This window comes from Spirosoma humi (assembly GCF_054776575.1).
Genome location: NZ_BAAHBR010000015.1, coordinates 517130 through 529326, shown reverse-complemented (window position 1 = coordinate 529326; position 12197 = coordinate 517130). Strand labels below are relative to the sequence as shown.

10 protein-coding genes are annotated in these 12197 nt (G+C 50.1%); 5 read left to right on the top strand and 5 right to left on the bottom strand.

The annotated features are described in order from the left end of the window. The first annotated feature begins 78 nt into the window (after positions 1–78). Positions 79–912, top strand: a complete 834-nt coding sequence (locus ACYU8Y_RS18505) for an SdiA-regulated domain-containing protein (protein ID WP_460939542.1) — start codon at positions 79–81, stop codon at positions 910–912. Positions 913–936: 24 nt separating this feature from the next. On the opposite strand, the gene ACYU8Y_RS18500 is transcribed toward ACYU8Y_RS18505, so the two are convergent. Then, positions 937–2163, bottom strand: coding sequence for an ABC transporter permease (locus tag ACYU8Y_RS18500; protein WP_460939541.1), 1227 nt, complete (start codon positions 2161–2163; stop codon positions 937–939). Positions 2164–2293: 130 nt separating this feature from the next. Between ACYU8Y_RS18500 and ACYU8Y_RS18495 the strand changes: the two genes are divergently transcribed. From ACYU8Y_RS18495 to guaA, 3 genes are all read left to right on the top strand, one after another. Beyond that, the gene (locus ACYU8Y_RS18495; RefSeq protein WP_460939540.1) at positions 2294–3475 is read left to right on the top strand and encodes an exo-beta-N-acetylmuramidase NamZ family protein; all 1182 of its coding nucleotides are present in this window, start codon (positions 2294–2296) and stop codon (positions 3473–3475) included. 116 nt (positions 3476–3591) lie between these two features. Then, a complete protein-coding gene (locus ACYU8Y_RS18490; RefSeq protein ID WP_460939539.1) occupies positions 3592–5661 on the top strand; it encodes a sialate O-acetylesterase in 2070 nt (689 codons plus the stop codon). A gap of 77 nt (positions 5662–5738) precedes the next feature. After that, on the top strand, positions 5739–7271 hold the full coding sequence (gene guaA, locus ACYU8Y_RS18485) for a glutamine-hydrolyzing GMP synthase (RefSeq protein ID WP_460939538.1): 1533 nt from the start codon (positions 5739–5741) through the stop codon (positions 7269–7271). A gap of 174 nt (positions 7272–7445) precedes the next feature. On the opposite strand, the gene ACYU8Y_RS18480 is transcribed toward guaA, so the two are convergent. The 4 genes from ACYU8Y_RS18480 to ACYU8Y_RS18465 form a co-directional block, all read right to left on the bottom strand. Next, a complete protein-coding gene (locus tag ACYU8Y_RS18480) occupies positions 7446–7802 on the bottom strand; it encodes a YtxH domain-containing protein (protein ID WP_460939537.1) in 357 nt (118 codons plus the stop codon). Between the two features lie 248 nt (positions 7803–8050). After that, positions 8051–9463, bottom strand: coding sequence for a phosphoglucosamine mutase (gene glmM / locus ACYU8Y_RS18475; RefSeq protein WP_460939536.1), 1413 nt, complete (start codon positions 9461–9463; stop codon positions 8051–8053). Positions 9464–9579: 116 nt separating this feature from the next. Continuing rightward, entirely contained in the window at positions 9580–10410 is an 831-nt protein-coding gene (locus tag ACYU8Y_RS18470; RefSeq protein ID WP_460939535.1) for a transglutaminase family protein, read from the bottom strand. Between the two features lie 99 nt (positions 10411–10509). Next, the gene (locus ACYU8Y_RS18465) at positions 10510–11247 is read right to left on the bottom strand and encodes a peptidase (RefSeq protein ID WP_046579576.1); all 738 of its coding nucleotides are present in this window, start codon (positions 11245–11247) and stop codon (positions 10510–10512) included. A 316-nt stretch (positions 11248–11563) separates the two neighbouring features. Between ACYU8Y_RS18465 and ACYU8Y_RS18460 the strand changes: the two genes are divergently transcribed. Further along, on the top strand, positions 11564–12058 hold the full coding sequence (locus tag ACYU8Y_RS18460) for a hypothetical protein (RefSeq protein ID WP_046574745.1): 495 nt from the start codon (positions 11564–11566) through the stop codon (positions 12056–12058). The last annotated feature ends 139 nt before the right edge of the window (positions 12059–12197 follow it).

The window sequence follows — 12197 nt, the reverse complement described above, 5'->3', positions numbered from 1 at the left end:
CTGTATTGGCCGAGCAGCGTTAACCGGGCCTCAAAGTTCCGGGAGAAGACAGTACATTTGTCCTAAATCCTATTTGGTATGAATCGTCTTTTCTTTGGTGTATTGCTGGTGCTGGTCGGGTGTGGCCCTACCTCGAAAAAGAATGAGAAACCGGAAACCGGAACGCTGGCTCCCGACTTTAAACTCCCGTATCGGCTCACGGCTCCCGACGAAAAATACACGCTGCCCGGCACCCTGAATGAAATCTCAGGCTTAACGTATTACAAAGATGATAAACTGCTTTGTGTTCAGGACGAAGAGGCTGTCGTGTATGTGTTCGATACCAAAAAAGGAAAAGTCGTTCAGGATTTTGGCTTTGGGGGCTACGGTGATTTTGAAGGTATCGAATACGTGAACGACGATGTATACGTGCTTGAAAGCAACGGGAGACTGTATCGTTTTGCCCCGGAGTCGACCAAAATCGGGCGTACAAAAACCGATCTGCCCAAGAAAACGGAAGTAGAAGGGCTGGGGTATGATCCCAAAACAAAGCGCCTGCTGATTGCCGTCAAGGAAGGGAAAGGATCGAGCGATAAGGCCGTTTATTCGTTCGATCTGTTGAATAAGGCTGTTTTCAAAGACATGAGCCTGACCGATGAACAACTGGAGGCCGCCGGCATTGACCCCAGGACGTACAAGCCATCCGGTATTGCGGTGCACCCCATAACAGGCGAATGGTACATGCTCACATCGGTTGGAAAGCGCCTGGTCATTACGAGTCGGCAGGCTAAAATCATCTATTCCGAACCGCTTGACCCCAAGGCATTCCGCCAGCCCGAAGGAATTTGCTTCGCGCCAAACGGCGATCTGTACATCGCCAGCGAAGGAGATGGCAAACGGGGTTATATCTTGAAATTCACGTATCAAAAGTAGGCAGAACCTCCCAGGCGGCTCTGGCTACTTCTTAAATGCCAGCGCCTTCACGGGCTGAATGCGATTAATAATAACCGTTGACAGCCAAAGCACGAGGCTTATCATCAGAATAGTGGCCGCGTTCAGGGCCAGAATCGTTGCCCAATCCCACGCAATGGGCACGTAACTGATAAAGTAATTCTTGGGGTCGAGGGGAATCAGTTTAAAGCGTTCCTGTACGAAACAAATTCCTAACCCGACCACGTTGCCAATAAGCAGCCCCCAGCCAACCATGTTGAGGCCGATAAAGACAAACATGCGTCGAATGAGCGAATTAGTACCGCCCAGGGCTTTGAGTAGCCCGATCATAGGCGTTCGTTCCATCATCAGGACCAGCAGGACCGACACCATATTGAACGAAGCGACAAACGTAATGAGGCTCAGGAGTATAACCATGTTCCGATCAAGCAGGAGCATCCAGTCGAAGAGGGGGCGGTACTGATCCGTCACGCGCGTCAGGCGCATGGTAGGTGTCATAACCTCGAAAACATTATCGGCTGCTGTTTTTAGCTGATCGAAATCATTGACATAAATTTCATAGATTCCTACCGAATCGGGTCCCCAGCGATTGAGTCGTTGAACGAGCCGAATATCGCCCAGGGCGATGGTCTTATCGACTTCCTCAAGCCCCGTTTCATAAATACCGACGACGGTCATTTTACGGGCTCGTGGCGGGTTGCCCAGAAAGTACAACGGAACGGCATCGCCCACGTTTACTTTCAACTGGTTGGCCATCAGTTGGCTCAGCAACAGGTCGGTGGAGCCAGAACCCGTATCGGCACCAACAACGGGCACTTTTCCCGCAATGAGCGATCCCCGGAACAGGTTCCAGTCGTAATCTTTTCCTACCCCTTTCAGAATGACACCGCTGAGTTCTTCGGGGGTTTTCAGGATACCCGCTTTCAGCGCAACGGCCTGAATGTGGCGTACACCGGGAATGCGGGTGCTGTCCTGGTAAAGCGCGGTCTTAAGCGGAAGAGCCGTTTGTTCGTAAGATGCGTTGTTGGTAAACTTGCTGACCTGTAAGTGGGCACCGAACTGAAAAATCTTCTGCTCGATGGTGCGCTTATAACCGAACAGGACGGCAAACGCGACAATCAGGATGGCCAGCCCGAGGGCGATACTGGCGACGCCAACGCGGGTAACGGTAGCCGAAAAACTTCCTTCGGGTGCATGCCGAGCCTTTCGGGCCAAAAAAACAGGTACGTTCAAAGCGAATAAGTGTTAACGAGCCGGAAGAGAATTAAGTAGTGTAGGCGCAAAGGTCACTTGATTAACGTATCTTCTTTGTTATGGTGCGTAAAAGTAAGAGTTTTGCATGATGCACTTCCTGCCTGCTGCTATGACTTTCTTGACAAAACTCTTTTTTATTGGCTTTAGTATGGTCGCTATCGCCTGTCAGGCCCAAACGGGTAAGACAAAAACAAGTTCTGCCGTTCAAACCGGAGCCGACCAGATGAACGTATACCTGCCTGCTTTGCAGGGAAAACGGGTTGGTCTGGTGGTCAATCACACGTCCAGGGTTGGCACATCTCATCTTGTCGACAGCCTGCTTTCCAGAGGAATAACCGTTAAAACCATCTTTGCCCCGGAACATGGTTTTCGGGGACAGGCTACCGACGGGGAAGAAATCAGTAGTGGGCGTGACCCCAGGACGGGTATTATGATCACCTCGCTATATGGTAAAAATCGCAAACCAACTCCCCAGCAGATGGACTCGCTGGATGTGGTTGTTTTCGATATCCAGGATGTGGGCGCCCGTTTTTATACGTACACCAGTACCATGCATTATGTAATGGAGGCCTGTGCGGAAGCCAGCAAGCCCATGATTTTGCTGGATCGTCCGAATCCAAATGGCCATTATGTGGATGGTCCGGTGCTGGAGGAAAAGTTTAAATCGTTTGTGGGGCTCAACCCGATTCCTGTCGTGTATGGGCTGACCATGGGCGAACTGGCCCGCATGATCAATGGTCAGGGCTGGCTGGCTGGGGCGAAAACATGTCCCTTAACGGTGATTCCCCTCAAAAACTACACGCACCAAACCCCGTACACCTTACCGGTTCCTCCATCGCCGAATCTACCAAATCAGCAGGCTATTTTACTGTATCCATCGCTTTGTTTCTTTGAGGGTACGGTCGTTAGTGTGGGGCGCGGTACCGACAAGCAGTTTCAGGTGATTGGGTCTCCGTACACAAAATACGGGCCGTATACATTTACACCGGTCGACAAGCCGGGTGCCGTTAATCCTCCGCTGGAAGGACAACTGTGTTATGGACTGGATTTATCCAAGATTGCCGTATCGAAACAGGGGTTGATGCTGAATTATTTTTTTGATTTCTTCAATCAGGCTACCGACAAGAGTAAATTCTTTCTGGCCAACAATGGCATCGACCGACTGGCAGGAACGGATCAGCTTCGGTTGCAATTGCTGGCGGGTGTTCCCATTGCCAAAATTCGGAAAAGCTGGGAGCCGGGGTTGACAGCCTACAAACGAATACGAAAGAAATATCTTCTGTATCCTTAATCTATTTATTGGTATAGTTGTGGCTATTTGTTTATTGTTTATTAACAATCATTTAGTTACAATGGAGTACATTTGCCGCACACTACTTTGACTGCCCGAATCTCTTCCGTAGCTCTGTGAAACTCTTAATAACGTTTTTATTCTTAAGTATCTTAATTCCATTCCGCGGATCAGCGCAGGTTGCTGTCGCTTTTGATCAGTGGCCTGCGAGATTGCAACTCTACCCACGCGACCAGTCAAGCCAATGTACGGTAGCTATTGCCGGCCGGGTAGCCGATGGCGATGTGCAAGCGGTTTCTCTGGTTGTCCTTCGGGATCAGATTCGCTACCAGTATGCCCGAACGGCTGTAGAAGCTGGTACCGGGCGTTTCGCGTTCAGGCCCATTATCAAAGCCGAATTAAGTCAGTATAGTTTTCAGGTATTCGTGCACCGGGCCACCCCCGGCGATTCCGTTCAGGTAGCCATTCGGGATAGCATTGTGTGTGGAGATGTATTCCTGATCATGGGCCAGTCCAATGCCCTTGGCCGGATTAATGAAAATGCGTATAGAAGCGAATTCTGCCGGACATTTGGCGTCAACAATGGACCCGTAACGTACAATCCTGCTGATACTGCCTGGTGCATGACCAACACCACCGAAGGCACGAACTCGCTGTGGGGCGTTGAACTTCAACGCTACATTAAAGAGCAGAACGGTATTCCCACGGCTGTAATCAACGGGGCCGCCGGGTCAACCGAGATTACGAGCCATGCCATGCGGGATGCCAACCAGCCGGCGTCGATGAACACCCTGTATGGACGCCTGTACTACCGGGTTAGCAAGGCGGGTGTAGCTGGGCAGGTGAAAGCCATGATCTGGCGGCAGGGAGAGGCCGAAGCGGCCAATGACCCCGATGTATACAGTCGCGTTTTCCCGCAATTATATAGCTATTGGAAAAAGGATTACCCTGGTTTAAAAAAGGTGTACCATTCGCAATTGAACTTGCTCACGAACGATGTCATAAAAGCGGGGGCGTTACGGGATTTTCAGCGACGGTCGAAAACACTGTTTGGCGATAATGAGCCCATTGCTACGGTTGGGCTGCCCGGTTATCAGGGGCTTCATTATGATGAAGTGGCGTATCGTCAGTTCGGACTGGAATTATATCGGCTCGTGGCCAGTGATTTTTACGGGTCTGCTGATACGAGCAACATTCATTCGCCCAACCTGCAGCGACTTTATTACAATACGGCGAAGCAGGACGAAATCACGCTGGAGTTTGAGCCTAATCAGGAAGTACACTGGCCCGCCGATACAACCATTACGAATCGGGCCAATGGCCATAAGTATACCCAAAGTTTATCTGATTTTATCTACACAGATTACCCGGCTGGCGAAACTGGAATCATCAAGTCTGTGACGGAACAGGGCAATCGGCTGGTATTGACACTGACAAAACCCATTACGGCTAAGCACCTGACTTATTTGCCTTCGTTCTATAAAGACAATGAACTTGGCTTCTATGCCGGACCCGTTATCCGTAATCGTCGGGGGATGCGGGCGTTAACGTTCTATCAGGTGCCAATCGCTGCGCCACTGCCAGCGGCTGTTGACCTGCGTGCCATTCCGGTTGATACCAGCGCCATCAAACTTACCTGGATAACAAAGTCTGATAGTATTTCCCAGTGGTCCATTGAACGGGCCGACAGTGGTGACCAATTCAAGTCTATTGCGCTGTTGCCCGGTACGGCCGTTATGTATAATGACTTGCGGAAGGCGAACCAGCCCGATTCACTCAAAATCGGCAAAATTTATCGATACCGTGTGCGAGCGTTGAGCAAGCGGGCTGAATCCGATTACTCGCCCACGGTAACGGCTTCGCTGCAGCTGGTTCTGAATGTCAAAGTAGGCCCTGAACTGGAATTGGGCTATACCGGCTCATTAGCGAATTCGAGTACATTAGTCTATCCTAACCCCGCCACTGACCAGGTGAACGTGCGCCTGCCATTAGACTGGAGTGGCGACGCTGTATCGCTTACCATAACCAGCGAAGCAGGCAAAGTTGTGCTGCAACGGAACTACCAGGTGCCCGCAGGAACTCCATTTTTATCGTTTTCGGTCGCTTCTATACCCACGGGTACCTATGTGCTGGCGATGCAGTATAAAACCGGCGGGGTTCAGTGTCGATTGGTGGTTACTCATTAAGCATTCGGGGGTAAGGTTGCCTTAATTAGGGCGTTTTCACGAAAAATGCCCTAACTTTGCATTTTAGAGACCTATTCATGGCCACCGAACAGATTCTGATTCTTGATTTTGGTTCTCAGTACACACAACTCATTGCTCGCCGGGTGCGCGAACTGAACGTCTACTGCGAAATCCATCCGTATAATCACCTCCCAACCATCACGCCCGACGTCAAGGGCATCATTCTCTCAGGCAGTCCTTCGTCCGTTCGTGATGCCGATGCCCCAGAGGTTCACCTGGCTGCGTTCCGGCATAAAATGCCCTTGTTAGGCGTTTGTTATGGCGCGCAACTGCTGGCTCATACCAGCGGGGGCGAAGTCAAAGCATCGTCTATTCGCGAATATGGGCGGGCCAAGCTGGGCACCGTTAAGGCTGAAAACCCCCTGATGAAGGGAATCGACCAGCACTCGCAGGTGTGGATGTCACATGCCGATACGATCACGAGCGTCCCCGAAAATTTTGACATCATTGCGTCGACGGATACGGTCCATGTGGCTGCTTTCCAGGTAGAAGGTGAGCCAACCTATGGCATTCAGTTTCACCCCGAAGTAACGCATTCGCTGCAGGGCAAAATGCTTCTTCATAATTTCGTTGTCGATATCTGCGGCTGCTCGCAGAACTGGACGGCCGAGTCATTTGCCGAAACGACAGTGGCCAACCTGAAACAGCAGTTAGGCGACGATAAAGTTGTGCTGGGGCTATCCGGTGGCGTCGATTCGTCGGTGGCGGCTATGCTTATTCACCAGGCAATCGGTAAAAACCTTTACTGCATTTTTGTGGATAACGGCGTGCTCCGGAAAGATGAATTTGCCGGCGTTCTGGAATCCTACCATACGTTGGGCCTGAACGTAAAAGGCGTCGACGCGAAAGATCAATTTTACAGTGCCTTGGCTGGCTTAACCGATCCCGAAGCCAAGCGTAAAGCCATCGGCCGAACGTTCATCGACGTGTTCGACCATGAAGCTCACCTGATCGAAGGCGTATCCTGGTTGGGGCAGGGGACTATCTACCCCGACGTTATTGAGTCTGTTTCCGTGAAAGGACCATCGGCAACGATCAAGTCGCACCACAATGTAGGCGGCCTTCCTGATTTCATGAAGCTGAAAGTGGTGGAGCCACTCAATACGTTATTTAAGGATGAGGTTCGCGCGGTTGGCCGGACATTGGGTCTGCCCGAAGCTATTCTGGGCCGCCATCCGTTCCCAGGTCCTGGCCTGGCCATTCGTATTCTGGGCGATGTGACAGCCGAAAAGGTGGATATTTTGCAGCAGGTAGATGCCTTGTTCATCGACGGCCTGAAACGTGAAGGGCTGTACGATAAAGTATGGCAGGCGGGTGCTATGCTTCTGCCGGTACAATCGGTTGGCGTCATGGGCGATGAGCGGACGTATGAACGTGTCGTAGCACTGCGGGCCGTAACGAGCATAGATGGAATGACTGCCGACTGGGCACACTTACCCTATGAATTTCTGGCCGATATATCCAATGAAATCATCAATCGGGTAAAAGGTGTCAATCGGGTTGTGTACGATATCTCATCGAAACCACCCGCAACGATAGAGTGGGAGTAAACGTTGTTGGTCTACTGACTACACAAGAATGCCCAATACTGAGCATAGTATTGGGCATTCTTGTATAATAAAAAACCTTCATCAACACGTTGACTATGGATAATAACAAATAAGCCAGGTTCTGCATAACACAGAACCTGGCTTATTGGCTGCTAATTATAAACTAAAAACTAATTAGTTCAGCTTCAACGCATCTTCAATATTATTGATGCCTGACTTCGTGGCATCCGCTGCGTCGTCAACCTTAGCGTTATAGGCGTTCTTTGCACGCTCCTGATTGTATGTCGATTGTGCTTCGTTTTTGAGCTGATCAACCTTGTTTTCTGCTTTGTTGGCGTACTGGTTAGCCGTTGTTTCTGCTTTACCGACCAGTTTATCGACTTGCGATTTTACCTGCGATACACCCTCTTCCAACTGGCTCTGTAAATCGTTGACATTCTGGGTCAATTTGTCGCGGGTTTCTTTACCACTCCGGGGAGCTGTCAGATAACCAATGGCTAATCCTGCTAACACACCTCTTATAAAGCTCATAATCTTGTTTGTTTTGAATTTCGATTGGGATTACCTGTATTGTCTAAAAACTGTGCCATATTCTGTTTAAATGGGATAATTAACTGTTTGTCAGTATTTTTAAATGCGAGCAGGGAGTTAACTTCAGTCAATGCCGATGATTTTTGAGTAGTTTATTCCACAGGATAGGGGCCTGAGTTGGGCAACAAAAAAAGACCGCTCTTTGCAGAGCGGTCTTTTTATTGGCCAATGCGATGATCGCTGGTTAATTACAACTGACGATTTTCGGCCAGTACTTCCCGAATGTCGTTAATGATTTTTCCCGCCAGGTGATCGGCGGTTGCCAGCGTATCAGATTCTGAATAAATACGAATAATCGGCTCCGTATTCGACTTTCGAAGATGAACCCATTCTTTGTCGAACTCAATCTTAACCCCATCGATGGTGTTGATTGGGTTCTTGGCATACTTGGCCTGAATGCGGTCCAGCACCGCATCGACATTAATGTCGGGTGTAAGCTCGATTTTGTTTTTGGAAATATAGTAGTTCGGATAAATTCGGCGCAGCATCGATGCTGACTTGCCAAATTTTGCCAGATGCGTCAGGAAAAGGGCAATGCCCACGAGGGCGTCGCGGCCATGATGAAGCGCGGGGTAAATAATACCACCATTTCCCTCGCCACCAATGATGGCATCTTTTTCCTTCATCATCTCCACTACATTCACCTCGCCCACGGCGGAGGCAAAATGCTGTCCTCCGTACTTCCGGGTCACATCACGCAGGGCAACCGTGCTCGACATATTGGAAACGGTATTCCCGGCCTTGCCTTCGGGCATATTTTTCAGTACATAATCAGCCACGGCAACCAGTGTGTACTCTTCGCCGAAAGCTGACCCGTCTTCACAAATCAACGCCAGCCGATCAACGTCGGGATCAACCACAATGCCCAGATCGGCAGTGCCCTTTTCCATCTCTTTAATGATGTCGCGCAGGTTTTCGGGAAGCGGCTCCGGATTATGGGCGAAGTTACCTGTGGGTTCGCAGTGCAGTTTCGTGATCTGCTCAACGCCCAATGCCTCCAGCAGCATCGGAACGGCAATACCACCGGTCGAGTTGACGGCATCGACAACAACCCGGAAATTTCGGTTCGCAATCGCATTTCGATCAACCAGCGGCAGGGCCAGAATCTGGTCGATGTGTTTTTGAAGCCAGGTGTTATCGGCGGTGTATTTTCCTAATTTACGGACCTCCGCAAAGTCAAAGGATTCACTGTCGGCAATGGCCAGCACATCCGCCCCGTCCTGCGCAGATATAAATTCGCCGGTTTCGTTAAGCAGTTTAAGGGCGTTCCATTGAATCGGGTTATGGCTGGCCGTCAGAATAATACCACCGGCCGCCCCTTCACCGGCTACGGCCAGTTCAACGGTAGGGGTGGTCGACAGGCCCAGATCGATTACCTGCAGACCCAAGCCCTGCAGGGTGGCGGCTACCAATTTGGAAACCATCTCTCCTGACAAGCGACCATCGCGGCCAATAACAACCGACTGGCGTTCGGGATTGCGTTTCCGGAGCCATTGACCAAAGGCTGCTGTAAATTTAACAACATCCAAAGGGGTCAGTCCGTCTCCGCTGCGCCCCCCAATCGTTCCTCGAATTCCGGAAATAGACTTAATTAATGCCACGTTTTGGGTCAGGTATATAAAATTGGATAAGTATGCAAAGATAGTCGATCGTGCGCAAGCAATCGGTGTTCACCCTCCGTAAAGTTAAACCCGAAGGCAAGTCCAGGACAGGTTTTTCAGACGAAAACCAGTTCTGAGTGCAAGGTTGAGTTGGCCCGCCCTTTAAACGTTCCGCTAATGGGAGCGGCCAGTTCGGGCTTCGCCGTCGAGGTTAGAAAAATATGCCGATTCACCACCAGCGATCCTTCGGTAGGATCGAATCCACGCCAGCCAGCTCCCGGCAGGTAGACCTCGGCCCAGGCGTGTAGCTGGTGCTCCTGCTGTGGATTCCCGAATAAATAGCCACTAACGAAACGGGCTGCAATACCCAGGCTCCGGCAAGCGGCCATGAACAGAGTTGTGTAATCCCGGCAAGAGCCTTTGCGAAGGGTCAATGTTTGCTCGGGCGGAAAGGGAGCCCCTAACTCACGAATTTCATACGTAAATTTTCGGAGGGCCTGGTTCAGCGCAATCAGAAAGCCCGTAGTCTGCCAGTTTGCCCCCGCTGCCAGCTCCCTGGCCCAACTTCTGACCCGATCCGAAACGCCTACCTGTTCCAGATAAGGCTGGAGCAAATCTTCGATGGCTTTCGGGTAGCGGAACGGGACACGCTTCGTATCGAACGGGTATAAGACAAAGTCAAACGAATTGAACTCATCGGACTGGAGTTCCATGTCGGCCGATACCCTGAGATGCTTGGTTGGGTGATTGAAATAAACCACTTGCTGAACATTCCCTTCCACATCGACATTGCGGACAACCCGCGCGGGTTGTGGGTCGATCAGCAGTTCGTACTTCAGCAACCGCTGGTAGGGATACGTTCGGGGATACAGATAAAGCATTTGTGGACCCAGAGCCACGGGGCTATCGTATGTATATTCGGATTTGTGCCGAACGTGGAGCTGCATAGAAAAGATTGATGAGTTATGCATGATGAATACGAATTCCGGAACGCCGGTATGATGACGAAGCTATATCGATGCTCATCCTTTATAACTCATCATGCATCATTTTTTTGTAGAACGCACTTTCTCGAAGATAGGGTCCATCCAGTAGGTTGGTACTTTACGAACCGAATTGCCGAGCAACGCACTCCACTGGTGCGAAATTTCGTCCATGTCTTCTTTCTCGAGCCTGTACTCCGTCATGTGAAAACTATCTTTCGGATAAACGACCACGTCTAGCGGATAATCCACATCGTTGGCACTCACCCGGGTAGCATCGAACGCCAGGAAACCGATTTTAAGCGCATCGGCCATGCTGGATTCATAAGACAAGTTTCTGAATAGCAGAGGCTTGCCATAGCCGGAGTTGCCGATTATTTTAAAGGGTGATCCCTGGTCCACTTCAACCCAGTTTCCCTCCGGGTACAGCATGAAGAGCTTATGTTCTTCGTCGTCTTCCAACTGCCCGCCCACGATGGCGTTCAGGTTGAAATTCAGTCCGCTGGCAACAATGGACGTTTTGTCTTCCTGCGCCACTCGTTTTACCTGCTCGCCAAAGGCATTAACAGCTTTATACAGTTTATTGAATGAGCGATCTTGTTCGGCCAGTACTTCTTTAAAATAGGTAATCGCTTTATCGCGTACGGAGCGCAGTCCCGATGTCATGATAAACAGGGAGTGATTTTCGACTTCATGAACCGAAATTTTCCGGTTAGACGACACTTCAGAGCCCGAAGTCAATCGTCTGTCAGCGATGGCAACTAAGCCCGACGCGACTTTAATTCCTAAACAATACGTCATTCTCTACAGTGGGAAAGCAACTTGTAAACCCAACAAATATACAGTTTGCCTACGTTTTTGTTCGACTTACAAACTTGTTTTCTCGAAAATGCTAGGGTATACCGCCGAGCAATATAGCCGCTGAACACACCGGAATAAGGCATTGTAACAAAGGAGTGCGGATACCTGCGTTTCAGAAAGGTTACTTCCAGGGACTAGCCCGACGGCTTCGTGAAACACGCAACGGACAGCTTTTTAAGTCGAAGGGGTTTGTTTTTGCTTAACGATTGTGTTACTTTGGCAATCAGAAGGCGTTTAATCCCTTTGCCCATTTGTAATGAACTTTGACGACGAAGACGACGACGATAGCTTCATGGACTGGGATGGTTTCGACGAGGACTATGACCCTGAGGAAGCCCGTGCTGAAATGGAGGCCGAGAACCGGCGCATCAAAAATTTGCCAATTCTCCGAAAGGCCAACGAGTTAATGGAGTTGACGCAGGCCATCGTCGAAACCATTAATAAGGAAGAAGATGTCCTGATGATGCATGAGCAGATGCTGGCGAACGCTATGATGCTGGCGCCAAAAATTGTTGGTGCCGAAGGGGGCGATCTGTACACGCTGCGCATGGAAAACGCGGTCATTATAAAAATGCACGCCCGTGAGTTACTGGCTCAAACGTCTTATTGCAAAGCCGAAAAGCTGACCCAAACAGCTTATCTGAATGTGCTGCGGGAGGAAATTGAACAGTTCAGGCTGTTATTCGTCGAATGGGTAAATAGCTTTGATAAAGATAACGACGCTCCGGACGACTGGGGCCTTTTTTACTAAACTCCGCCAAAACTGATCCGGCTAACGGGTTAAAAACAATATGCACACAAGAAGGCCACCCAGTCTCTGCCGGGTGGCCTTCTTGCTGAAAGGTCCCTATCCCGTGGCTGCCCGATTACCGAAAAGTAATAAACAAGTC